Raw genomic sequence first — 24,365 nt, 5'->3', positions numbered from 1 at the left:
TCGTGGCCGGACCGATCGCCGATCGCGGGCCGCCGCTTCCCGCCGAAGCGCGGCCCTATCGGCACCTCGGCCCCTTCGATACTGACGCCATTCCCAAGGGCTTATGGAGCCGCCATGCGCTGAAGGCGGGCGTCTGGGGCCTGCTGGCCGTCGAGGCCGGATCGATCCTGTTCCGCTGGGACGACGCAAAGGGCGGCGCGCGCCGCCTCTCGGCCGGCGACACCCTGCTGATTCCGCCGGTCGTCCCGCATCATCTCGAACGCGAGGGCCCGGTCACGATCGCGCTCGCTTTCTGTGCCATTCCGGAAATCGCCCCCGCTTGACTCGTCCGCGCCCCCTGCCATGCTGCGCAGCATAAAGTCGCAACATAACAGTGGGGAGAGCGACCATGCGGCTGATGCCGATCAGCGATGCGATGTTCCTGGTGGGGGAAACGCGCGAGATGCCGATGCATGTCGGCGGGATCAACCTCTATACGCTGCCCGACAAGGTCGACGAGACCGAATGGCTGAACGAACAGCTTGCGAACCTCCGCCAGTCGCAGGGGCTGCGCCGTCCCTTCTCCGAAGTCCTGAAGCTCACCCCGCTCGGCCAGTACGGCCCGATCCGGCTCGAGCCCGACCGCGACATCGACATGCACTATCATGTCCGCAGCGCCGCGCTCCCGAAGCCCGGGCGCTATCGCGAAATGTTCGAGCTGGTCTCGCGCCTCCACGGTACGCTGCTCGACCGGACGCGGCCGATGTGGGAGATCACCTTGATCTCGGGCCTGCCCGACCGGCAGATCGCGACCTATTTCAAGATCCACCACGCGCTGATGGACGGCGCGGCGTCGATGCATTTCACCAACGCGATGCTGAGCGCCGACCCCAAGGAGAAGCGCAGCTATTCGCCGATGTCGGTCGAGGCCTATGAAGCCTATAAGCGCAAGTTCCCGGCGCCGAAGAAGACGCCGACCCCCAGCCTCACCGACCTCAAGGCTATCGGCAGCTTCCTGAAGGATCAATGGGGCAACAGCGTCGGGGTGACCAAGGCGCTGAACCAATATGCCGCGGCGATGTTCGGGCTCGGCGGCAGCGACCTTGCGACGCCGTGGGCGGGGCTACCGCGCACCAGCTTCAACCGCAACATCACCGGCGCGCGGCGCTTCGTCGCGCAAAGCTGGTCGCTCGAACGCGTGCGCGCGATGGGCAAGGCCTATGACGGGACGATCAACGATGCGGTGCTCGCGATGTGCTCGGGCGCGATGCGGAAATATCTGCAGTCGCTGAACGAGCTGCCCGACAAGCCGCTCAAAGCCATGGCGCCGGTATCGATCCGTGCGAAGGACGATATCGACTCCGGCAATTCGGTCGCCGCGGTGACCGCGAACCTCGCGACGCATATCGACGACCCCGCGACGCGCATGGCGACGATCCAGGCCTCGATGAACGCAGCGAAGGCACAGCTTCGCGAAATGACCGCGCAGCAGATCCAGATCTACACCGCGATCACCCAGATGCCGCAGATGCTGACCGCACTGACGCGCACCGCCGACAAGTTCCCGGCGTACAGCGTCACCATCTCGAACGTCCCCGGCCCGCGCGAGCAGCTCTACTGGAACGGCGCGCGACTCGACGGCATGTATCCTGCGAGCATCCCGGTCGACGGCATGGCGATGAACATCACGCAGGTCAGCAACAACAAAAATATCGATTTCGGCATCACAGCCTGCCGCCGCAGCGTGCCGCACGTGCAGCGCCTGATCGACTATCTGGAAGACGCACTGGTCGAACTGGAGGAAGCGGCGGGGATCAAGGGGAAGTAGGCATTCCCCAGCTCAGGCGATCCAGCGGCTCTGAACAGCTATGACCCGCCATTTTCCATTTATCTTGCGAAGTGCGTACCCTGTACCCATTCCGCACATATCGCCACAGTGCAAGCCGACTTCGACAAATGCTGTATCTCCGACGACCCAGGGAGCAAGGTAGGTTCGAACATCACCCGGCCGCGTATCGGCACGCAATTTTACATGCTGCCGAACAAGGGCATCCGTGAGCCCCGATGGCACGATCTGGCGGTCTTGCCTTCGCGAGGCCGAAATCTGAAGCCCGAGAAGATATTCGGAGGCGGGTGACGCACTCTCTTCAAAGCTCTCCGTCAACTGGCCCGCTTTCTTGCTGCGATCAGCGATAAGCTTTGAGGCATCTTGCCAAGATGCGAGAAGCATCCGGCCGATCTCGCTCCTCTGCTCGATTTCGATCGGATGGCATTTAATCGGCTCAGCTATTTCACCGCACGGCGCAGCATCCAGAACTCTTACTTTCCCAGTCTTCTCCGCTTCCGGCATCAACGGCCCGGGGGCAGTGCCATACTCTGCCGCAATCGACTGAAACTCGTAGTCGCCGACAGCTTCGATTATGCCCAAGGCTTCCTCGGAAGAAGGACGGACGAACTGCGGGGTCAGGAAGGGCGAAGACAGCGCCACAGCGATTGCCACCAACGTGGCCACCACGAGCGGCACCATTTGCTTCATTCGCTCTGGCCACCGCTCTCCAGATCGCGCGCCACCTTCGGATCGCGCAGCAATTTTTCTATGTGGCTTGCTTCGTCAAAGCTTTCGTCGGGCAGGAATTTCAGCTTCGCGGCATATTTCATCCGGATCTTCGCGGCGACGCTCTTCTGCAGATAGGCGGTGTTGGTGCGCAGCGCCTTGATCACCGCTTCCTCGTCCTTGCCGAGCAGGGGTTTGACGAAGACCGTCGCGTGGCGCAGGTCGGGCGACATGCGGACTTCGGTGATGCTGACCGGATGCGTCGCGAGAACATCGTCGTGCACGTCGCCGCGCGCGAGAATTTCCGACAGCAGATGCCGCACCTGCTCGCCGACGCGCAGCACGCGCACCGACGGGCCTGCATCCTGTTTCCGGTCCCTGTCCTGCTTCATGACGCCTTCGTCTCTTCATCCAGTTTCGCGATGATCCGCGCGATCGAGCGCATGTTGCGCGCCGTTCCCTTGTGCCCCAGCCGCCGTTCGATCAGCCGCGGGTGCAGCTTGCTGTCGGCCGCGCCGTCGCCGAAATCGATATAGAGCGCACGGTCGCCAAGCGCGAGGCGCTCGTTCGGGCGGACCCGGTGATCGGTCGCCAGCGCATCGAACTGCTCCGCCGTCGGCTGCCCGTCGAGGAACATCGTGTGGACGATCCGGTCCTCGTTCGTACCCGCAAAGGGATTGTCGGCGATCGCCGCGGCCAGTTCGTCACGGCTCCGCACAAGCGCGGCGCTGACCATGTCGAAGCGATCCTCGACCATCAGCGTCAGCTTTTCTTCCAGCCCGCGCGTCGGCCGCGCCGCGTGGTCGAACAGCACATTGCCGCTCGCCACCACGGTTTCGACATTGCCGAAGCCCTCGGCCTCGAACGCCCCGCGCAGGTCGGCCATCGTCAGCCGGTTGCCGCCGACATTGATGCTGCCGAACAACGCCACATAGCGAGCCATGCCGGCACCTCCTGATCCGCGCGGAGCGGACGCCTGTTAGAGCGTCCGTTCGCGCAGCTCGACTTCGAAGACTTCGAGGTGGTCGCCCGCCTTGATGTCGTTGGTGTCCGCCAGCACGACACCGCACTCCAGACCCGCGCGCACTTCGGCGACGTCGTCCTTGAAGCGGCGGAGCGAGGCGATCGTCGTCGCCGAAACGATGACGTCCTCGCGCGTGAGGCGCGCGTGGAGTCCCTTGCGGATGACGCCTTCGAGCACCAGCAGACCCGCCGCCTTGTCGCGCTTGCCGGCCGGGAAGACTTCCTTGACCTCGGCGCGGCCGACGACGTTTTCGATCCGCTCCGGACCCAGCTCGCCCGCCATCTCCTTCGCGACTTCGGCGGTCAGGTGATAGATGACGTCATAGTACATGAAGCGCACTTTTTCGCGGTTCGCGATCTCGCGCGCCTTGGCGTTCGGACGGACGTTGAAGCCGATGATCGGTGCGCCCGAAGCGGCCGCCAGCGTCACGTCGCTTTCGGTGATCGCGCCGGCCCCCGACTGGAGCACGCGGACGCGGATCTCGTCGGTCGACAGGCGGTTGAGCGCATTGACGATCGCTTCGACCGAACCCTGCACGTCGCCCTTGATGACCACCGGATATTCGATGACCTTCGCCTTGTCGGCGAGCGCCGAGAACATGCCTTCGAGGCTGACCGGCGCCTGCGCCGTCCGCTTCTTGAGCGCTTCGCTCTGGCGATAGGCGGCGACCTCGCGGGCGCGTGCCTCATTCTCGACGACGGTCAGCGTGTCGCCCGCCATCGGCACGCCGCCGAGGCCGAGGACCTCGACCGGCATCGACGGACCGGCTTCCTTGATCTGCTTGCCCTGATCGTCGACCAGTGCACGGACGCGGCCGCTTTCGGCGCCGCAGACGAAGATGTCGCCGACGCGCAGCGTCCCGCGGCGGACGAGGATCGTCGCAACGGGACCGCGGCCCTTGTCGAGCTTCGCCTCGACCACCGTGCCTTCGGCGGCGCGATCGGGGTTGGCTTTCAGCTCCATGATCTCGGCCTGCAGCGCGATCGCGTCGAGCAGCTTGTCGAGACCGGTCTTCTTCAGCGCCGACACTTCGACATTCTGCACGTCGCCGCCCATTTCCTCGACCACCAGCTCATGCTCAAGCAGGCGTTCGCGGACGCGCTGCGGATTGGCGCCTTCCTTGTCGACCTTGTTGATCGCAACGATGATCGGCACGCCGGCCGCCTTCGCATGGTTGATCGCCTCGATCGACTGCGGCTTCAGGCCGTCGTCGGCCGCGACCACCAGGATCACGATGTCGGTGACGTTCGCCCCGCGCTGGCGCATCTCGGTGAAGGCTTCGTGGCCCGGCGTATCGAGGAAGGTGACGAGCGAGCCGTCGGGGGTCTTCACCTGATAGGCGCCGATATGCTGGGTGATGCCGCCGGCTTCGCCCGCCTGCACATTCGCACCGCGCAGCGCGTCGAGCAGGCTGGTCTTGCCGTGGTCGACATGGCCCATGATCGTGACGACCGGCGCGCGCGGCTTCATATGCGCCGCATCGTCGACGTCCTCGTCGTGGCGGATGTCGACGTCGGCCTCGCTCACGCGCTTGATCTCGTGCCCGAATTCGGTGACGAGCAGTTCGGCGGTGTCCTGGTCGATCGTCTGGTTGACGGTGACGGGCATGCCCATCTTGAACAGCGCCTTCACCAGGTCGGCGCCCTTTTCGGCCATGCGGTTGGCGAGTTCCTGCACCGTGATGCTGTCGGGCACAACGACTTCGCGAACCTGCTTCTCGCGCGGGCCGCTCGACACCATGTGCGAACGCTTTTCCTTTTCGCGGGCGCGCTTCAGCGCGGCGAGGCTGCGCGCACGCGCGCCCTCGTCGTCGTTGAGCGCACGCGTGACGGTCAGCTTGCCCGACTGGCGGCGGTTATCGGCGCCGCGGGTCGCCTTCGGCTCGGGGCGCTTCGGCTCGGGACGCTTCGGCGCCTCGACCGGCGTGAAGCGGCGCGGCGCGGGGGCGGCGCTGGTCGTCGCGCGCGGCGCGGCCTCGCCGGCTTCCTTCGGCGCAGACGCCTCCACTGCGGGCGCTTCGGCTTCGGGCGCCGCAACAGGAGCCGGGGCGGCCTCCGGAGCCTTCGCTTGGCGTGCCTCGGCGGCACGCGCCTTTTCTTCCTCGGCGGCGCGGGCGCGCGCGGCCTCGTCGCGGCGGCGACCTTCCTCGAGCGCATTCATGCGCGCCTCTTCGGCCTCGCGCAGCAGCTGGGCCTGGCGTTCCTGCCGCGACATCAGGCTGTCGGCGGCGGGCTTCGGCGCCGCGGGCTTCTCCGCAACCGGTGCGGGCGCAGGCGCGGGAGCCGGCGCCGGAGCGACAACTTCCTCGACCTCGGTCGCGGGGGCGGCTTCGCCCGGGCGGCCAAGTACGCGGCGGCGCTTCACCTCGACCACCACCGTGTTCCGGCGGCCGTGGCTGAATTGCTGCTGCACCTGGCCGGCCTCGACCGTCCGCTTCAGCCCCAGCGGCTTGCGGGTAAGGGTCGGCTTGTCCTGTTCGTCGCTCATCTAAACTCTATTTTCCTTCAATACGCGCCCGAAGCGTCGGAAACCGTATCGGAATCCGTGGACGCCGTCCCATTACCCGCCATGCGGGAACCTGTGTCGGAAACGCGGTTGGCCGCGTCCCTACTCCATCCGGTGAAAAACTGCCAGCGGCCAAGATGCGCCAGCACCCGGTCTGCGGCACGGGCGTCGGTGACAGCCAGATGTACCGCATTTTCACGCCCCAATGCCATAGATAGGGATTGCCGGTCCACCGGCAAGATCATCCCTTCACGGCCCGAGCCTTCGTCGTCTTCGCCTACGCGCCACGCCTGCGCGAGCTTCTTGCGACCATCCTCGCCCGCGTCGCTTGCGTGCAACAGCAGGCGGACCTGTCCGCGCCGCGCCGCCTGCTCGATCTTGTCGTTGCCGCTGATCAGCGTGCCCGACCGCGATTCGAGCCCGAGCCGGTCGAGCGTCGCGCGCTTCAGCTGCGCCTCGATCCGCTCGCCGAGATCGTCGGGGATCGTGAAGCTGCCTTCGTGCAGCGCCCGCGCGAGCCCGCCCTTGAGCTTGCCCTTCGCCTGCGCGGCTTCGAGCGTCGCGCGGTCGACGCCGATCCACGCGCCGCGCCCCGGCGCCTTGCCGAGAACGTCGGGCGCGATTCCGCCGTCCGGCCCGAGCGCAAGGCGCACGAGCCGTTCGGCCGGCGCAACCTCGCCGGTCACCACACAGCGCCGCTCGGGCACGTGGCTTCCGCGCTTACCCGCGCGGTCGGTTTGGCTTAGCTGATCATTGCGCGGGGTCCGCATCGGCGGCCTCCCCGGCTTCAGGCTCGTCCGCAAACCAGTGCGCACGCGCCGCCATGATGATCTCGTTGCCCTGCTCTTCGCTCAGGCCATATTCGCCAAGCACGCCGCCCTTGTCCTCGGCACGCTCGCTGCGCGCCGGGCCGCGGCGGTTGTCCTGCCGCTTCTTGGCGATCAGCTCGTCGGTCGCGAGATCGGCCAGATCGTCGAGCGTCTTGATGCCGGCCTTGCCGAGCACGACGAGCATCGCTTCGGTCAGGTGCGGGATGTCGGCCAGATCGTCGTCGACGCCAAGCTCGCGGCGTTCCTGACGCGAGGCTTCCTCGCGGCGTTCGAGCGCCTCGGTTGCGCGGCTCTGCAGTTCCTGCGCCAGTTCGTCGTCGAAACCCTCGATGCTCGCGAGTTCGTCGATGCCGACATAGGCGACTTCCTCGAGCTCGCCAAAGCCTTCGGCGACGAGCAGCTGTGCGAGCGTCTCGTCGACGTCCAGCTCTTCCTGGAACATCGTCGAGCGTTCGACGAATTCGCGCTGGCGCTTCTCGCTCGCGTCGGCCTCGGTCATGATGTCGATCTGGCTGCCGGTCAGCTGGCTGGCGAGACGGACATTCTGGCCGCGGCGGCCGATGGCGAGGCTGAGCTGATCGTCGGGAACGACGACCTCGATGCGGCTGTCATCCTCGTCGATGACGACGCGCTGCACCGTCGCCGGCTGGAGCGCGTTGACGACAAAGGTCGCCGTGTCTTCGGACCAGGGGATGATGTCGATCTTTTCGCCCTGCATTTCCTGGACGACCGCCTGGACGCGGCTGCCCTTCATGCCGACGCAGGCGCCGACAGGGTCGATCGAGCCGTCATAGCTGATCACGCCGATCTTCGCGCGCGAGCCCGGATCGCGGGCTGCGGCCTTGATCTCGATGATGCCGTCATAGATTTCGGGCACTTCCTGCGCGAACAGCTTCTTCATGAAGTCGGGGTGCGCGCGGCTGAGGAAAATCTGCGGGCCGCGGTTCTCGCGGCGCACCGACAGGATCAGCGCGCGGACGCGATCGCCGACGCGCATCAGTTCGCGCGGGATCTGCTGGTCGCGGCGGATCACGCCTTCGGCGCGGCCGAGGTTGACGACGATGTGACCGAATTCGACCGACTTCACGACGCCGGTGATGATCTCGCCCGCACGGTCCTTGAATTCCTCGAACTGGCGCTCGCGATCGGCTTCGCGGACCTTCTGGAAGATCACCTGCTTTGCCGACTGCGCGTCGATGCGGCCAAGGTCGACCGCGGGCAGCGGGTCGACGATGAAGTCGCCGATCTTGGCATCCTTCTGCAGCTTCTGGCCGGCGGCCAGATCGACCTGCTTGAAATAATCCTCGACCTGTTCGACGACCTCGACGACGCGCCACAGGCGAAGGTCGCCGGTCTGCGCATCGAGCTTGGCGCGGATGTCGTTCTCGGCGCCGTAGCGCGCGCGCGCGGCGCGCTGGATCGCTTCCTCGATGGCCTCGATAACGATGCCCTTGTCGATCATCTTCTCGCTGGCGACGCTGTTGGCAATCGCGAGGAGTTCGGCCTTGTTGGCGGAAATGGCAGTGGCCATCAGTCCTGTCCTTCTTCTTCCATTTCGTCGGCGCCCTCGATCGAGAGCGGGACGGTTGCGGCAATCAATTTATCGGTGAGGACCAGCTTCGCCGTGTCGATCGCGTCGAACGGCAGCTTGTGCTCCACACCTTCCTTGTCCGAAATCGTGACGGTATCGCCGTCAATGCCGACGAGTTCGCCGTTGAAGCGTTGGCGCCCATCGCGCTTCTCCTTGAGCGCAATCTTCGCCTCATGCCCCGCCCAGTCGGCGAAGTCGGCGCGGCGCGTCAGCGGCCGGTCGATACCGGGCGACGAGACCTCGAGCCGGTAAGCGGCGTCGATCGGGTCCTTGCCCGCTTCCTCGAGCGCGTCGAGCCGGTCCGAAATGCGGCGCGACAGATCGGCGCAATCGTCGATCGTCAGCTGGCGCGTGTCGGGCCGCTCGGCCATAACCTGCAGCGTGGGGTCGCTCTCACCACCGAAGAAAGCGACGCGCACGAGCGCAAGGCCCATCGCCTCGGCTTCGGGCGCGATGATCGCATTGAGGGCGTCGAGATCGACCAATTATCCGTTCCTTGTCGCAAGACCGGAAACCCATGCGGGAATAGCCGCCGCGGCCCGCGGCCCCGACGTCCCATCTGGCTAGCCATGTCTAGGAGTGAGGCGCATATAGGCTGCCACACGAGAGTCGGCAAGTGCGAAGTGGGGAGGCGATTGCGATGGCCGGATTTGCACCGCAGCGAGAAGGCATCTTCTATCTGACCGAAGGAGGCCAGGAAACCGAAATCCAGTATCGGCACGGGCACGACCTGCCCGAATTCGCCATGTATCCGCTCCTCGACAAGCCCGACGCGATGGCCGATCTGAAGGCGATGTACAGCCGCGTGCTCGACGTCGCGGCCGAACATGGCTGCGCCGCGATGATCAGCGGCCTCGACTATCGCGGCAGTCCCGACTGGGCAGAAAAGCTCGGCTATTCACGCGAAGGGCTTGCTGACGCCCTTACGCAGGCGATCGCCTTCCTGCGCGAGGTCGCGCGGCCTTATGAAGGACAGGTCAGCGAGATATTGATCGGCGGTCAGGTCGGCCCGCGCGGCGACGCCTATTCGCTCAACCGGACGATCACCGCCGACGAAGCCGAGGAATATCACAGCTTTCAGCTCGACGTGCACAAGCGCAATGCGGTCGATTTCGTCTGGGCCGCGACTTTCAACAACGTCCCCGAAGCGGTTGGCGTCGCGCGCGCCGCGGCGCGGATCGGCCTTCCGCTCCAGATATCGTTCACGCTCGACAGCAACCATCGCCTGCAATCGGGGCCGAGCCTGAAGGAGGCGATCGAATCGGTCGATGCCGAGGCCGGCGACGCGCGTCCCGACTTTTACGGCATCAACTGTTCGCACCCGCTCGAATTCGAGCCGGCGCTGGAACCCGGCGACTGGATCAAGCGGATTCGCAGCCTGCGGCCGAACGCCAGCGCCAAGGACAAGATCGATCTCTGCCAGCTCGGCCATATCGAGGACGGCGATCCGGTCGACCTTGGCCAGCGCATGGGGGCGCTGGCGCAGCGACACCCGCACCTCGACATCTTCGGCGGCTGCTGCGGCACCTGGGCGCCGCATCTCGACCAGATCGCACGCAACCTGAAGCAAGCCTAGGGATTGAGCAGCCACCCCGCGAGGCCGGCCGCGACGACGAGCAGCGGCGCGACCCATTTGCCTTTGAGCCGGAACACCGCCGCCGCCGCGCCGGCAAAGATGATGATCGCAGCGACGGGATTGGCCACTCGCAACGCAGTTACCCAGCCGAGTTGCAGCAGCGTCGCCGCGATCACGCCGACGACCGCCGCCGCAACCCCCGCGAGAGCGCGATGCAGCGCGGGATTTTCGACCACCGCCTCCAATCGCTCGAAGAAGATCATCGAAAAGGCGAAGGCGGGCAGGAACATCCCCGCGGTGATCGCCAGCGCACCGGGCAAACCACCCGCGACATAGCCCGCGAAGGTCGCGAAGATGACAAGCGGCGCGGGCAGCATTCCCGCGAACGCAACGCCGTCGAGAAAGCTCGCGTCGGACAGCCAACCGCGCCCGACGGTGTCGGTGCGCACATAGGGGATCGCAGTGTAGGCGCCCCCGAAGGTCAGCAGCCCGCCCTTCAGCCCGGCGATGAACAGCGCGATGACGCCCGCTTCGCTTGCGGCGACACTGGCCTTGACCCCCGCCCCCTCACCAGAGACCACAAAGGTCAGCGCGATCGCCGCCGCGAACACCGCAGCCGCAACGATGGGCCGGGCAGCAAAGCTATAGATCAGCGCCGCCGCGATCAGCGGAATCCAGAATGGCACGCCCGCCAGTGTCGCGCCGAGCGATACAGCAGCCAGCGCCCAGAGCAGCTTGTCCTCCAGGATATGCGTGCCGATCCGCTGCACCGCGCGCAGGATAATCGCGAGTACTGCAATCTGGACGCCGAGGAAGACCGGCGCCATCGCCGGGTTGCCGGCAATCCAGTCCTTGTAGAGCCATGCCGCGCCGAGCATCAGCACGAAGCCCGGCAGCATGAAGCCCAGCCCGGCGAGCAGCCCGCCGATCCGTCCCCGCGCGACCATGCCGAGGTGGACACAGAGCTCGTGCGCCTCCGGCCCCGGCAGGATCTGCATCACCGCGAGCAACCGGTTGAAGCGCGCGGGCGAAATCCAGCGCTCCTCCTCGACCAGCGCCTGCTTCACCATCGCGATCTGCGCCACCGGCCCGCCGAAGGCGAGAAAGCCGAAGCGCAAAAAACGCAGGAACAGTTGAACAAGGGAAAGTCGCGGTGGCGAATAGGATTCGGTCGTCATTGCAAGCACGCTCCTTGCCGCGAACGCGGCTCATGGAGCGGAACTTGGACGGCGCGCCGTCTGGACGGGCGTCCGCGTTGCCCGTGGCGCAATGGATAGCATGGCCGTCCCGCGATGAAAGATAGTTTGCCTTTCAGCGGCCTTGCCCCTTCTTCAAATATAGGATAGGGGGGTACCCTATGTCGCACACGCACGCCAACAAGGACCAGCTCCTCGCGCGCACCCGCCGCATTGCGGGGCAGATCGCGGCGATCGAGCGGGCGATCGCCGGCGAAGCCGGCTGCGCGGCGATCCTGCATCAGGTGGCAGGCGTGCGCGGCGCGGTGGCGGGATTGATGGACGAACTCGTCGCCGAGCATCTGCAATCGCATGTTGTTGCGCCCGACCTGTCCGACGCCGACCGCGCGCAAGGCGGCGACGAATTGCTTGCGGCAATCCGCCGCTACGCGAAATAGGGGGAAGAATGTCGCTCGACGGCGAAATCGACGCGCTGACGCATAGCCATGTCTATCTGGGCAAGCGGCACGACGCGAATGCGCGGCGCACGCTGTGGGTCGTGCTGCTGACCGCGCTCATGATGGTGGGCGAGATCGCCGCCGGGATCGCCTTCAATTCGATGGCGCTGCTCGCCGATGGTTTTCACATGGCGACGCACGCGGGCGCGCTAGGCATTGCCGCCCTCGCCTATCGCTATGCGAAGCGCCACGCGGAAAGCGGCCGCTACACCTTCGGTACGGGCAAGGTCGGCGACCTCGCGGGCTTCGCGTCGGCGCTCGTGCTCGGGATCGTCGCGATCGGCATCGCATGGGAATCGGCGATGCGCCTTGTCGACCCGAGCCCGGTCGAGTTCGGCGAAGCGACGATCATCGCCGTCATCGGCCTCGGTGTGAACATCGTCAGTGCGCTGTTGCTCGGGCACGGACACGATCATGGCCACGACCATCATCACGGTCATGCGCACGATCACAGCCACTCCCATGATCACGGCCACGAAAAGGACAACAACCTCCGCTCGGCCTATCTCCACGTCGTCGCCGATGCCTTGACCTCGGTGCTCGCGATCGCGGCGTTGCTCGGCGGACGTTATCTCGGCTGGGTGTGGCTCGACCCCGCGATGGGGGTCGTTGGCGCAATCGTCATCGCGGTCTGGTCATGGTCGCTGATGAGGGACACCGGCGCGGTGCTGCTCGACGCGAGCGATGCGAAGCTGGAGGCCGAAATTCGCGCGCGGGTCGAAGGACCGGGCGACGCCAGAATCTGCGACCTCCACGTGTGGCGCGTCGGTCCGGGCGCGCATGCGGCGATCGTCAGCGCCACCGGCGTCGCCCGCGCGGCGATCTGCGAACGGCTAAGGCCGGTGCACGAGATCGAGCATCTGACCGTCGAGATTCGCTAGCTCTCAGCGATCTGACGGCGCCTGCGGGACCATCGGCAATTCTTTCGCAGGCGGTGGCGGCGCCGGAGTTGCCGGCCGGTCGGGCGGCAGCGCATCGAAGCGGCCGAAACGGCAAAGCGCGGGCGTACACGGCAGGCGGGTATCGACATAGGCGCGCAAACGTTGCGCGGTCGCGCAATCCAGCTCGCGATCGTCGATCAGGATAATCGGCTGCTCCGCGAAAGTCCGGATCGTTTCGATATAGGTCCGCACGGCCGCTTCGTCGACCGGGCTGCCGTTCCAGCGCAAGCCGTCGCTTTTCCTGTAGAGATAGTTGATCGGCTCGTAGAGGCCGGCGGGCGCCGCTGGTCCCCACGCCGCGGACGGCGGACAGGTTTCGGCGAGGCCGTCGGCCGCGCCGGCGGTGAACGCTGGCGCAGCCGATGCGGACCAGACGAGGACCGGAAACAGCGCGATCAGCTTCTTCTTCATCGACACACCTCATTTCGCTTCAGGTGTATCTGGTACCGGCAGTCAGCCTTCGATCTCAACCACGATATGCGGCGCCAGCGCCCGCAGTTTCTCCGCCCAGCGCTCATAGGGCCAAGGGATCACCTCCTGATCGAACCAGAAGAGGCGATTGCCCTCGCGGTCGTACAGATGGACCTCGTCATCCTGCTCGTCGCGGCGGACGATGCGCAATTTGCCGATGTTCGAAGGATGGATGCGCCCCTCGTCGCCGCCCGCCTTGCCGATCCGCCCCTGCCACCAGACGAGTTCGCCGGTCTGCGGATCGATGAAGCTGCCGCGCCGCGGATTGGCGAGCATGTTCGCAAGCGCGGCGAGGCCCACGAGCGCGCCGAAGCCTTGTGCCAGCGGCACCAGCCACGGCGCGCATTCACGGCCGTCCTCGCTGCAATTATCGTCGGGACGCAACATCGACCCCGTCCAGAAGAAAATCAGGCCGAAGGCAAGCAGCAGCCACATCCGGAAATCGGTTCGCGCACTGCGGCGATAGGTCGGCATTCCCGTATCGGTCATGACGATCCTTTACCATCGACAGCCTCAACAGAGACCTAATGCGGCCGCATTTCGACCCGCTTCGGGGGTTAAGGGGCACGCCTGCCATTGTCCCCCTGCGGTACATGCCGGATACAGCGAAACATTTTATTGGCGTTTCGGGGCATAAGGCAGGGTGAGAGCGGCCGTGCGAATCGGCCCCGGAGATTTTGACGCGACGCCATGAAGCCCGAACTCAACCTTGCAGCCCGCTCGACGTGGCGCGATCCGGCACCGCAGAAGACGGTGGGTCCGGGCCGCGAATATTGGGGCTTGCTCGTCGCGGTGGTCGTTGTCGCGTGCCTCGCGCTCCTGCTCTCGACGGGCCAGTATCGCCCGCGCGGTTTCGGGCCGTACAGCGTCTCGGTGCCGCTGAGCTTCAAGACCTATGATCCGGCGCGCTGGGCGGTGATGAACGCCGATACCTATGAGGACGCACTGAAGATCGACCCGACGCTGCCGAGTCCCGACAGCGTCGGCTATGCCGATGCCACCGCGACCGCCCCTCTGACCGCCGCGCAATTGCAGCAGGAGGCGTTTGTCGGCCCGCCGGCCAAGCCCTATGTCTTCCGCGGCCTCACCGCGCTCGATCGCGAACGCGCGCATTATTGTCTGACCTCCGCCATCTATTACGAGGCAGCGTCGGAAAGCGACGACGGCATGCGCGGGGTCGCACAGGTGATCATCAACCGCGCGCGCCACCCCAGCTTCCCGAACACGATCTGCGGCGTCGTCTTCCAGGGATCGCAGCGCGCGGGCGTGTGCCAGTTCACCTTCTCGTGCGACGGCGCGATGGCGCGCGTTCCCGAAAAGCGGAACTGGCTGCGGGCCAGCCGCATCGCCTCTGCAGCGTTGAACGGGTACGTCTTTCCCGGCGTAGGTTTGGCGACGCATTACCACACGACCGCAATCTGGCCGCGCTGGGGCAAGAGCCTGGTGATGACCAACATTGTCGGCGCGCATATCTTTCACCGCTGGCGCGGCCGCTGGGGAATGCCCGACGCGTTCCGCGCGCCCTATCTGGGCCGCGAGCCGGTTCCCGGGCCCTATCTGCCCGTCGCGCAGCAGCTCGCGATCCTGAAGGGTCAGGGGATCGCGCCGGGCGCCGGTCCTGTTCCCGCTCTCGCCGGCCCCGCCGCCCCCCTGCCCGACGTTCCGGCTGCGCCTCTTCCGGGCGCCATGTCTGCGCCGGTCGCGGTACCGGCGGCGCCAGCTCCCGCCCCTGCCCCGACCTACACCGATCCGCGGCTCAACCAGTCGGGCCAGATCAAGGAAGAGTTCAGCAAGAGCGGGGAGTGGATTCGCTGACCGAAGCCGCCTAGTCTCTCGCCATCACCCCCGAGGGAGGATGCAATGGGACATGTAAAGGGTATCGGCGGCCTCTTTTTCCGTTCGAAGGATCCCGAAAAACTGGCCGCCTGGTACCGCGCGCGCCTTGGCGTCGGCGGCGGGTGCAGCGCCGACGACAGCGTGCCGCCGAACCAGTGGGTATGGAACGTCACAGCAGGTCCGCTCGTCTTCGCGCCCTTCAAGGCCGAGACCGACTATTTCCCCGCCGACCGGCAGCATATGCTCAACCTGCGCGTCGACGATCTCGACGCGGTGCTGGCGCCGTTCCGCGAGGCCGGCGACGAGATTATCACCAAGCCCGAATGGGACGATCCGGCGGTTGGCCGCTTTGCGCGCGTTCACGACCCCGAGGGCAATCCGATAGAATTGTGGGAGCCGCCGGCTTCCGCATGACAAAACGGCGCCAGCTCCAGGGAGCGGCGCCGTCCTGTATTGGCCGAGGGAGGCTTAACGCCCCTGGCTGCGCCAGCGCTTGACGACGCGTTCGAGAATTTCGGCCTCGCCGCCCGTCTCGCGCCACAGCTTCGAAAAGAGCGGGTCGCTCGACGCCGGACGCTTGTCCTCTTCGAGCGTGTCCAGATAGACGCGGATCGGGATCGACACGCCTTCGCCGCAGACGATGCATTCGCGGTTGCGGAGCGCCGGGATCGAGTCGATGAAACCGCGCGCGCCTTCGGGCATCGCCGCCTTCACGAAATGCTGGTCGCGCTCGTTGTTGAGGCGCATCGAGATGATCGTGCCGCACTGCGACAGCACGCCTTCGGCCAGGTCCGACGGACGCTGGGTGATCAGGCCCAGCGAGACGCCGTATTTACGGCCTTCCTTGGCGATACGCTCGAGGATCTTGCGGACCGCCTGACCCTGTCCGACATCCTTCGCCGGGATGTAGCGGTGCGCCTCCTCGCAGACGAGCAGGATCGGGCGCTGCGGTTCGCCGCGCGACCAGATCGCATAGTCGAAGGTCAGGCGCGCCAGCACCGCGACGACGACGCCGGTGATATCCGACGGAACGCCCGACACGTCGATGATCGAGATCGGCCGGCCGTCGGACGGCAGGCGGAAAATCTTGCCGAGGAAACCCGCCATCGTGTCGGCGACGAGCATTCCCGAGAACATGAAATTATAGCGCGGGTCGGCGCGCATTTCCTCGATCTTGCCCTTGATGCGCATGAAGGGTGCCGACGAGGTCGCCTTGTCGAGCTTGCCCATCTCGTTCTGCAGGATGTTGAGGAGGTCGGAGAGCAGATAGGGGATCGGCGAGTCGACCGTGATCTTGGTCATGCCTTCGGCAAGCCGGTTCTTCATGCGCGCCTGCAACAGGCAACGCGCCAGAATATCGCAGTCGGCCTGACGCTCGCGGCCCTGCGCGGTGACGAACACCTCGCAATGTTCCTCGAAGTTCATCAGCCAATAGGGGAGCGCGAGATTGTCAACGTCGAACAGCGCGCCCGTGCCCTTGAAGGCGGCCGAATATTCGCCGTGCGGGTCGACCATCACGATATGGCCCTGCGGCGCAAGTTCGCAGATCTTGTGAAGGATCAGCGCAGCGCTGGTCGATTTACCCGTACCGGTCGAACCGAGCAGCGCGAAATGCTTGCCGAGCATCGCGTCGACATAGAGCGAACCGCGAATATCCTTGGTCGGATAGACGGTTCCGATCTCGACGTGCGCGCGCTCGTCGGCGGCGTAGATCTGCTTGAGGTCGTGGCTCGTCGCCGCATAGCACTGGCTGCCCGGGATCGGATAGCGCGTCACGCCGCGACGGAAATTGTGAATGCGCCCGGTGATCTTTTCCTCGTCGCCTTCGCCGAGGAAGTCGATCGTCGCGACGATCAGACCCTCGCCGCGCTCGTGGAGCTGCTGGTCGCGGATGCTGGCGAGCAGCCAGGTGTTGCCGACGCGAATCTTGACCTGCGCGCCGACCTGCCCCGCCATCGCCACGGCGGCGTCGTTCGATGTCGAAAGCTGGCCCACGGCCGCCGCATCGATCAGGATCCGCGAGGCCGAGCCCGAGATATCAATAACTTCGCCGATCAGCAGATCATCGCGGTGATGCGTGGTCGTCGGCACGACCGACGCGGCAGCACCCCCGCCGGCCAGTCGGACATGCTGTACAGCCGTCGAATCTCCGGCGGGAAATCCGCCGCTCTGCATATCCATATTCAGCCCCGCCGTTATTTGTCCCGCCGCCGCTATCGCAGACGAGGGTAAATAGGCCGTGAACTTTGCAGATAATCCCGCCTCAGCGGCGGCGGAAAATGGCCGATGCGCCGTAACCGAGGAGGAGCGACAGCGCGACCGCACTGAGGCCGTAGAGGAAACCGTGCCGCTGCGCCGCCAGCGCGACGAAGCGTTCGAAGCCCGCCTTGCGGATCTGGACATCGCGCGAGGCGACCGCAAGCACGCGCCCGCGGCTGATCAGATAGGTTTCGGCCCGATAGGTCCCGACGGGAACCCGCGCCGGGACGGGGATGCGCGCCCGGTAAAGCACGCCCTCGCTGATTTCGACGGCGGCCGGATTTTCATAGAAAAGGCCCATGCGGCGATAAAGATCGATAAGACCGCCCTCGAACCGCTCGAGCTTCCTCGCTTCCGAAAAGCCGGTCGGCGACATCGAAAGATTGTTGAGCCCGAGCTCGAAGATCGCCGCGGTGCGCTCGTCGACGAGCTTGTCGATCGGACGCGAAGAGCCGATCGCATAAAAGCCCGGCGAGGTGCGCAGGCGAATGCTGCTGGCATTGACCCACATGCCGGCGACACGGCGTTTCTCGCGCAGCACGATCGGTCGCACCGGACCTTTCAGCACGACGACGATGTCGGCGCGGTCGTCGGGAAGGCGCTGCCCGGGATAAAGGATCGCGCCGAACAGCAGCAATTCCTCGCCGGTAAAGCTGTACTGGATGTCGATCGCCCGGCTCGACACATCGGGCACGAGGCGTGGATCGGCGCCATAGGCAATTGGTACCCCGACGAGCAGCGCCAAAGCGGCGATCAGGGCGCGAAGCGGGCTCATTGCACGGTGTAGATTTCGTCGGGGCGGATGAAGAGCCCGACCGCCATGCGCGCCGCAACGAGCAGCACGATCACCGCGAGCGCCATCCGCAGATATTCGGGTTTCACCTTCTGCGCGAAACGCGCACCGACCTGCGCCCCGGTGACGCTGCCGAGCAACAGCAGCCCCGCCAGCACGATGTCGACCGCCCCCGTCGTGAGCGCATGGACCATCGTCGTCGCGATCGTCACGAACAATATCTGGAACAGCGAGGTACCGACGACGACCTGCGTCCCCATGCCGAGGAGATAGAGCATCGCGGGAACCATGATGAAACCGCCGCCGACGCCGAGCAGCATCGTCAGCACGCCGACAACCATGCCAAGGAGCAGCGGCGCGAGCGGCGAGATATAGAGGCCGGAACGATAGAAGCGCCAACGCAGCGGCAGATTGGCGACCATCGGATGATGGCGCCGCTTCCGCGCCGGTGCGGGAAGCCCCGAACGCACCGCGCGCAGGGCACCCCACGCCTCGCGCGCCATGAATCCGCCCACGGTGCCCAGCATCAGCACGTAAAGGATATTGATCGTCGTATCGATCTGGCCCCACGCGGTGAGCAGTTCGAACAAGCCGGCGCCGATCAGCGAACCGAGCAGGCCGCCGGCAATAAGGACGACGCCCATCCGCACGTCCACCCCGTCGCGCTCGAAATGCGCGAGCGCGCCGGACACGCTTGCGCCCGTCACCTGCGTGGCGGCCGAGGCCGCGGCGACCGTCGGCGGAATGCCATAGAAGATCAGCAGCGGCGTGGTGAGAAACCCGCCGCCGACGCCGAACATCCCCGACAGGAAGCCGACGCCGCCGCCAAGCAGGATGATCACCAGCGCGTTGACCGACAGATTGGCGACTGGAAGATAGAGATCCATGGGCCCCGAAACATGCGTCTGCGGCGTAAAACTGCGCCGAGTCCCGCGACCCTAGAGCATTTTTTCGGGCCGGGGAATCGGCAGGGAGACCTAAATTTGATCGGCGCCTAGAAGTCGGCGGCAAGCGTCAGCGCAACACCGCTTTCGGGCGCTGCGTCGCCCGCAACGCGTTGGCGCCAGTCGAGCGCGATCCGCCCGCCATCCCCGACCTCCGGAAGCTTCAGCGTCAGCCGGGGACCGACGTCGACGCGCGCGGCGCCGGGTTGTACGGCTCCTGCCGCGAGTGCCCCGAGCCGCAGGCGCGCGCTTTCGTCCGGACCGATCCGGTGATCGACCGCCACCGCCCCGTCGGCAAAGCCGTCGCGCCGCCGCGCTCCCACGAAACCGGCCTGCGCATAGGCGTCCAGCCGGAAGCCCGCCGGGAGCGCAACGTCGGCCACCCCTCCCGCCACCATTGCCGCAAGCGCCGTTCGCCCCTCCGGCCCGATGGCGACGCGCTGCTCGATCGCAACATCGACCGGCCAGCGCTCGACCGGGGCGAACGAAAGACCCAACGCCGCCTCGCTCTGGCCCGGCCGTTCGATCGCGACGGTCGCGCGGCCATATGCGCGCAATCGTCCGCTCTCGCCGAACCCATAGGCAAGCCGAAGCCCGCCTTGCGACCCGCCCAGCTGCCCGGCCGTCGCGATACTACCGCGCGTGCCCCCGGGGCGTACGTAGAGCCACCCGCCTAGCGACCAGCCGGCAAGCGAGCGCCGGATCCAGAATGGCTCGCCGCCGGCCGGAACCGCGCGCGCAGGCGACGACGGGACGAAGCCCCGGGATCCAGCGGCCGCCCCGGCGGGCGAAGGGAAAAGCCGGGCCATCAGCGCCAGCCGCAGGCTGTGCCGGTCGGCGCCGGGACCGCCTCCGTCCATCGTTTCGGCAGCCGCAAGGATCCGACCGGGCCTTCGCCCGCCGGTTGCCGTCGGAACCAGTTCTTCGACATAAGTCGCAACCGGCCGGCCGGCTGCGCGAGGCCCGGCCGCCGCGACTATTGCAAGGTCGTCGCCCGCCGGCGCCGAAAAAGGCGAAGGCGGCGCCCATGGCTGCGTCGCACCTTCGGGCATGGCGGGATTCCAGAGAAGCAGGATCCGCACCGTCGCCCAGCCGCCGAGAAGCAGCAGCAGAAAACGCAATGCGCCGGCATCATGCAGGGCTTGCGGTCCTGACAAACGGCTGTTCAAGGCGTCATGGCCTTCGACATCTGAACGGCAGACGGAAGCGCCGCGCGATGTTCGGTCTTGTCCCACAGGACTTCGCCCGACCGCAGCATCCGCCAGTACAGCATGAGCGCCCGGCGCGCCGAGAGGATCGCAATGACGTTCGAGACAAAGGCACGCGGTATCGCGCGGAGGGCCTCGTTCCGGCCATAGCAGCGCGCCGTGAAATGGCAGCGCATCGCGAGGCGCCACATCAGCAGCGCGGCATTGGTCGCGAGCAGCCACCGCATGCCCTCGCTCATCTCCGCGGCGTGCCACCCTGCCCAACGCTCGCCGATCAGTCCGGCGCCGGTCAGGATCACGCCGGCATAGGCGGCGAGCAGGATGATCGCGGCAAGCGGCGCGCGGCGGTCGCGCCACAGCATCCAGCGCGCGAACCACAGCCGGGCCGACGGCATGCCGCCGCCGGCCGTGCGCGAGCCCGGCCAGCCGAGATGGTCCCATCCAGCAAGCGCGATACCAGCGATCCACCGCGCTTTCTGCCGGATCGCGTCCTCGAAGCGGCCGGGAAACTCGCCGCGCGAGACGATCCGGCTGCCTCCCGCGCCCAGGGTATCGACGAAGGCCGCCCGCAGGCCATAAGCCCCGATGAGCATCCCGACTTCATAATCCTCGGTCAGGCTGTCGGCGCGGAATGGTCGTCCCCCGCGCTCGATCGCAAGCAGGGTCAGCGCGTTGCGGGTCAGCGCGCAACCGACGCCTGCGGACGGCAGGGCAACACCGAAGCTTGAGCGCAGCGCCATTTCCTTGCCATGCGCCTCGGCAAATTCGTCGGCATAATGACCACCGATCCAGCGCGACGCCGGCTCGATCAACGGCACGACAGGAATCTGCACCATCGCATGATCGACAAGGTGGCGGCGATAGAGAGCGAGTTCTTCCGCATGGACGTGATCCTCGGCATCGTGGAGCACGACTGCGGCGAAACGCATGCCCTCCCTTCGCTCGTCCTCGCCAAGCGCCGTCCACATGCGATTGAGGTTGTCGCCCTTGGTCGTCGGACCGTCGCTTTCGCCGACGACCAGACGCAGGCGCGGGTCGCGCGCAATCAACTGCGATACCGCGAAGAGCGTCGGAGCATCGTTGGGATAGCAGCCGACGTAGATCCGGAAGTCCTCGCCCTCCCACGCGGCAAGCGTGCGCCGCAAGGTTGCAGCAAGCACCGCCTCTTCCTTCCACGCGGGAATGAAGACGGCAAATTTCCCGGCAAGCCCGGAGCCGCTTCGTGGCGCGTCCGCGTCGCCCCGACCCAGCCAGAAGAGATCGAACAGCAGGTCGTCGAGGCCGACAAGCAATATTCCAACCGATGCAAACAGCATCAGTTCGCGGCCGGCTCCCAGCACCAGCCACTCCAGCCATGCGGACCACAGCTCCACCGGCTTTCCCGCTCCCCTGATGACGCCCTCGCGCCGACCGGGCATTGCGTAAGTGGGACTTAATTTTTGTAAAGGGTGACGGCTTGGCCCCCACCGGCTAGGAAAGCGCATCCCGTTTTTCAGAGAAGCAGGTCGCTTTCGATCAATGTCCAGTATTTCCGCCAATCGTTCGGCGCTGCGCGACTTTCTCGAAAGCGAAAGCGCGGGCGGAATGCTCCTGATTTTCGCAGCCATTATGGCTATAGTTGTTGCGAATTCGTCGTTTGGTGAAAGCTACGCGCATCTGATCCACGCGACGACCGGTCCGACTCTCTCGGACAAGCTCGGGCCGATGACGGTCCATCTGTGGATCAACGACGGGCTGATGGCGATATTCTTCCTGCTCGTCGGGCTGGAGATCAAGCGCGAGTTCGTAGACGGCCGCCTCGCGAGCCGGGACCGGCGGCGCCTGCCCTTCATCGCCGCCGCCGCGGGCATGGCTGTCCCGGCGATCATCTACATGGCATTTGCCGGCGGAACCGAAGGGCTCGCCAAAGGCTGGGCGATCCCGGCTGCGACCGACATTGCCTTCGCGATGGGCGTGCTCGCGCTGCTCGGAAAACGCGCACCGACCTCGCTCAAATTGTTCCTCGTCACCGTCGCGATCGTCGACGACATGGGCGCGGTCGCGATCATCGCGCTCTTCTATACGGCGAAGATCAACCTGCTGGCGCTCGGCGCGGCGGCGGCGCTGCTGGGCGTCATGATCGCGTGCAACCGCACGGGGGTGAGGAGCCTCGCCCTCTATATGCTGCTCTTCGCGCTGCTCTGGTACGCGATGCTGCTTTCGGGCGTGCATGCGACGATAGCAGGCGTTCTCGCAGCAACCGCGATTCCGCTCGACCGCACGCCGGGGGCGCCCGACAGCGCATCCTCGCCGCTCCACCGGCTCGAACATGCGCTCCATCCATGGGTCGCCTTTGCGATCGTCCCGGTCTTCGGCTTCGCCAACGCCGGAGTCGATGTCCGCGGCCTCGGGGTCGACCAGATTTTCGCGCCGCTTCCGCTCGGGATCGCCGCCGGGCTTTTCTTCGGCAAGCAGATCGGCATTTTCGGCAGCGTCTGGCTGTCGGTGAAACTCGGTATCGCGGGCAAGCTGCGCGGCGCGACCTGGCTGCAGATCTACGCGGTTGCGATGCTGTGCGGCATCGGCTTTACGATGAGCCTGTTCATCGGCGGGCTCGCCTTTCCGGATACGCCGGCGCTGATCGACGAAGCCAAGATCGGGGTACTGATGGGATCGCTCGCCGCCGCACTGACAGGCTTTGCCGTGCTGCGGTTCGCTCCGCTGCATCCCGAGCATGACGCGATCGAAGCCGAAAGCGACCGCGAAATTGCCGCCGACGGCGACGTGAGCGATACATCGGAGGCCCGCGCGTGAAAAAGGCCGCACCCCTCGTGCTCGTGCTGGCGCTCGCCGGATGTGCCACCACCGAAACGCGGATGCCGAATCCCGCGACCGACATCGCGTCGATCGATGTGCGCCGTACGCCCGCCTCGTCGCAGGCGCTGAACGAGATCGCCGACGCCTATGTGAAGCTGAGCCTCGAGATCGGGACGCACGAGGACGGCTATATCGACGCCTATTATGGTCCCGCGGAGATCAGGACCGCCGCCGAGGCCGCGCCGCGCGACAAGGATGCGCTGCTCGCCGCGACGCGCGCGCTGAGCGCGCAGCTCGAAACCGCCGCGCGCCGTCTGTCGGACCCGATGGAACGCCGCCGCGCGATATCGCTCCGCGCGCAGCTTCGCGCCGCCGAGACGCGCCTGCTGATGATGCAGGGCACGCGCTTCACCTTCGCCGACGAGGCCGAACGGCTGTTCGGCATCCGCCCGCGCCTGAAGCCACTCGCCAGCTACGACGCCGACCTCGCGAAGATCGAAGCGCTGGTGCCGGGCGAAGGCCCGCTTTGGCAGCGCGTCGAAACCTATCTCGACCGCTTTACCATTCCCAAGGACCGGCTGCAGAAGGTCTTCGACGCGGCGATCGCGCGTTGCCGCGGGCGGAGTGCCGCGCAGATTGCGATGCCGGAGGGCGAGAGCTTCCGCCTCGAATTCGTCACCGGCAAGAGCTGGAGCGGCTATAATTATTATCAGGGCGGCTATCACAGCCTGATCCAGGTCAACACCGATCTGCCGATCCGCCTGTCGCGCGCGCTCGATCTGGGCTGTCACGAGGGCTATCCGGGGCATCATCTGCTCAACATGAAGCTCGAAGAACAGCTCACCAAGGGCCGCGGCTGGAGCGAGTTCAGCGTCTATCCGCTCTACAGTCCGCAGAGCCTGATCGCCGAAGGCAGCGCGAATTACGGCATCGACCTCGCCTTCCCCGGCGCAAGCCGCGCCGATACCGAACGCGACGTGCTGATGCCGATCGCCGAAATCGCGGTGCCGCCCGACGACCGCTACTGGCAGCTTCTGGGCGCGATCAAGAAGGTGTCGGGCGCCCGGCTGACGATCGCGCAGCAATATCTCGACGGCGCGATCGACCGGTCGACGGCGGTCGCGTTGACGCAAAAGTACATGCTCGTCTCGCCCGAACGCGCCGACCAGTCGGTGCGCTTCACCGAGCAGTATCGCAGCTATGTGATCAATTACGGGCTCGGCGAACAGCTTGTTCAGGCCTATATCGAGCGCGGGAAACCGTCCCGCGAGGAAATGTGGCGCCGCATGGCGAAGATATTGAGCGAACCGACGCTGCCCGCGGACCTGCTGCCGCGATGAGTGCGAAAGCGATCCTTCCCTGGCT

At 66.0% G+C, this 24,365-nt stretch carries 24 protein-coding genes; 9 read left to right on the top strand and 15 right to left on the bottom strand.

The genetic code is table 11. The annotated features are described in order from the left end of the window. Positions 1–2 precede the first annotated feature (2 nt). Positions 3–323 (top strand): DUF1971 domain-containing protein, encoded by a 321-nt coding sequence (locus L7H23_RS13855; protein ID WP_237836454.1) that lies wholly within the window; start codon positions 3–5, stop codon positions 321–323. A gap of 65 nt (positions 324–388) precedes the next feature. Then, on the top strand, positions 389–1,807 hold the full coding sequence (locus L7H23_RS13850) for a wax ester/triacylglycerol synthase family O-acyltransferase (RefSeq protein ID WP_237836453.1): 1,419 nt from the start codon (positions 389–391) through the stop codon (positions 1,805–1,807). Positions 1,808–1,819: 12 nt separating this feature from the next. Here L7H23_RS13850 and L7H23_RS13845 read toward each other — a convergent pair whose 3' ends face one another. From L7H23_RS13845 to rimP, 7 genes are read right to left on the bottom strand one after another with little or no spacing between them, the layout of a single operon-like run. Further along, complete coding sequence (locus tag L7H23_RS13845; protein ID WP_237836452.1) at positions 1,820–2,515, bottom strand: hypothetical protein; 696 nt, start codon at positions 2,513–2,515, stop codon at positions 1,820–1,822. Further along, entirely contained in the window at positions 2,512–2,925 is a 414-nt protein-coding gene (gene rbfA, locus L7H23_RS13840) for a 30S ribosome-binding factor RbfA (RefSeq protein WP_237836451.1), read from the bottom strand. The genes L7H23_RS13845 and rbfA overlap by 4 nt, the downstream gene beginning before the upstream one ends. After that, entirely contained in the window at positions 2,922–3,476 is a 555-nt protein-coding gene (locus L7H23_RS13835) for a DUF1697 domain-containing protein (RefSeq protein WP_237836450.1), read from the bottom strand. Before L7H23_RS13835 ends, rbfA begins: the two co-directional genes overlap by 4 nt. 36 nt (positions 3,477–3,512) lie before the next feature. Continuing rightward, positions 3,513–6,044 (bottom strand): translation initiation factor IF-2, encoded by a 2,532-nt coding sequence (gene infB / locus L7H23_RS13830; protein WP_237836449.1) that lies wholly within the window; start codon positions 6,042–6,044, stop codon positions 3,513–3,515. 17 nt (positions 6,045–6,061) lie between these two features. Then, a complete protein-coding gene (locus L7H23_RS13825) occupies positions 6,062–6,832 on the bottom strand; it encodes a DUF448 domain-containing protein (protein ID WP_237836448.1) in 771 nt (256 codons plus the stop codon). Beyond that, positions 6,813–8,423 (bottom strand): transcription termination factor NusA, encoded by a 1,611-nt coding sequence (gene nusA / locus L7H23_RS13820; RefSeq protein WP_237836447.1) that lies wholly within the window; start codon positions 8,421–8,423, stop codon positions 6,813–6,815. The genes L7H23_RS13825 and nusA overlap by 20 nt, the downstream gene beginning before the upstream one ends. Continuing rightward, complete coding sequence (rimP, locus tag L7H23_RS13815) at positions 8,423–8,968, bottom strand: ribosome maturation protein RimP (RefSeq protein WP_237836446.1); 546 nt, start codon at positions 8,966–8,968, stop codon at positions 8,423–8,425. Before rimP ends, nusA begins: the two co-directional genes overlap by 1 nt. A 155-nt stretch (positions 8,969–9,123) precedes the next feature. Here rimP and L7H23_RS13810 point away from each other — a divergent pair, with 155 nt between their 5' ends. After that, positions 9,124–10,059 carry a homocysteine S-methyltransferase family protein gene (locus tag L7H23_RS13810; RefSeq protein WP_237836445.1) on the top strand — a complete coding sequence of 312 codons (936 nt, stop codon included), beginning with the start codon at positions 9,124–9,126 and terminating at the stop codon, positions 10,057–10,059. On the opposite strand, the gene chrA is transcribed toward L7H23_RS13810, so the two are convergent. Continuing rightward, positions 10,056–11,237, bottom strand: a complete 1,182-nt coding sequence (gene chrA / locus L7H23_RS13805) for a chromate efflux transporter (RefSeq protein WP_237836444.1) — start codon at positions 11,235–11,237, stop codon at positions 10,056–10,058. The two genes, L7H23_RS13810 and chrA, sit on opposite strands and share 4 nt — an antisense overlap. A 179-nt stretch (positions 11,238–11,416) precedes the next feature. Between chrA and L7H23_RS13800 the strand changes: the two genes are divergently transcribed. After that, a complete protein-coding gene (locus tag L7H23_RS13800) occupies positions 11,417–11,692 on the top strand; it encodes a metal/formaldehyde-sensitive transcriptional repressor (protein ID WP_237836443.1) in 276 nt (91 codons plus the stop codon). Positions 11,693–11,700: 8 nt separating this feature from the next. Next, on the top strand, positions 11,701–12,633 hold the full coding sequence (dmeF, locus tag L7H23_RS13795; protein ID WP_237836442.1) for a CDF family Co(II)/Ni(II) efflux transporter DmeF: 933 nt from the start codon (positions 11,701–11,703) through the stop codon (positions 12,631–12,633). A 3-nt stretch (positions 12,634–12,636) separates the two neighbouring features. Here the strand turns inward: dmeF and L7H23_RS13790 are convergent, their stop codons facing one another. Both L7H23_RS13790 and L7H23_RS13785 read right to left on the bottom strand, forming a co-directional pair. After that, on the bottom strand, positions 12,637–13,104 hold the full coding sequence (locus tag L7H23_RS13790) for a hypothetical protein (RefSeq protein WP_237836441.1): 468 nt from the start codon (positions 13,102–13,104) through the stop codon (positions 12,637–12,639). A gap of 42 nt (positions 13,105–13,146) precedes the next feature. Continuing rightward, complete coding sequence (locus L7H23_RS13785; RefSeq protein WP_237836440.1) at positions 13,147–13,653, bottom strand: hypothetical protein; 507 nt, start codon at positions 13,651–13,653, stop codon at positions 13,147–13,149. A 201-nt stretch (positions 13,654–13,854) separates the two neighbouring features. Here L7H23_RS13785 and L7H23_RS13780 point away from each other — a divergent pair, with 201 nt between their 5' ends. Continuing rightward, positions 13,855–14,979: a cell wall hydrolase gene (locus tag L7H23_RS13780; protein WP_237836439.1), complete on the top strand. Its 1,125-nt coding sequence runs from the start codon at positions 13,855–13,857 to the stop codon at positions 14,977–14,979. A gap of 45 nt (positions 14,980–15,024) precedes the next feature. Beyond that, entirely contained in the window at positions 15,025–15,414 is a 390-nt protein-coding gene (locus L7H23_RS13775) for a VOC family protein (RefSeq protein WP_237836438.1), read from the top strand. A 54-nt stretch (positions 15,415–15,468) separates the two neighbouring features. Here the strand turns inward: L7H23_RS13775 and L7H23_RS13770 are convergent, their stop codons facing one another. The 5 genes from L7H23_RS13770 to L7H23_RS13750 form a co-directional block, all read right to left on the bottom strand. After that, positions 15,469–17,181: an ATP-binding protein gene (locus tag L7H23_RS13770; RefSeq protein WP_237836437.1), complete on the bottom strand. Its 1,713-nt coding sequence runs from the start codon at positions 17,179–17,181 to the stop codon at positions 15,469–15,471. Between the two features lie 82 nt (positions 17,182–17,263). Then, entirely contained in the window at positions 17,264–18,034 is a 771-nt protein-coding gene (locus L7H23_RS13765; RefSeq protein ID WP_237836436.1) for a TIGR02186 family protein, read from the bottom strand. After that, on the bottom strand, positions 18,031–18,939 hold the full coding sequence (locus L7H23_RS13760) for a sulfite exporter TauE/SafE family protein (protein ID WP_237836435.1): 909 nt from the start codon (positions 18,937–18,939) through the stop codon (positions 18,031–18,033). Before L7H23_RS13760 ends, L7H23_RS13765 begins: the two co-directional genes overlap by 4 nt. 107 nt (positions 18,940–19,046) lie before the next feature. After that, positions 19,047–20,117: a hypothetical protein gene (locus L7H23_RS13755; RefSeq protein ID WP_237836434.1), complete on the bottom strand. Its 1,071-nt coding sequence runs from the start codon at positions 20,115–20,117 to the stop codon at positions 19,047–19,049. Between the two features lie 44 nt (positions 20,118–20,161). Next, positions 20,162–21,577 (bottom strand): glycosyl transferase family protein, encoded by a 1,416-nt coding sequence (locus tag L7H23_RS13750; RefSeq protein ID WP_237836433.1) that lies wholly within the window; start codon positions 21,575–21,577, stop codon positions 20,162–20,164. A 145-nt stretch (positions 21,578–21,722) separates the two neighbouring features. Between L7H23_RS13750 and nhaA the strand changes: the two genes are divergently transcribed. Continuing rightward, the gene (gene nhaA, locus L7H23_RS13745; protein WP_237836432.1) at positions 21,723–22,997 is read left to right on the top strand and encodes a Na+/H+ antiporter NhaA; all 1,275 of its coding nucleotides are present in this window, start codon (positions 21,723–21,725) and stop codon (positions 22,995–22,997) included. After that, a complete protein-coding gene (locus tag L7H23_RS13740; RefSeq protein WP_237836431.1) occupies positions 22,994–24,340 on the top strand; it encodes a hypothetical protein in 1,347 nt (448 codons plus the stop codon). The genes nhaA and L7H23_RS13740 overlap by 4 nt, the downstream gene beginning before the upstream one ends. Positions 24,341–24,365 lie beyond the last annotated feature (25 nt).

Source organism: Sphingopyxis sp. BSN-002 (assembly GCF_022024275.1).
GTDB lineage: Bacteria > Pseudomonadota > Alphaproteobacteria > Sphingomonadales > Sphingomonadaceae > Sphingopyxis.
Note: the sequence above shows the minus strand (reverse complement) of the source record. Positions and strands in the feature narration are given on the sequence as shown.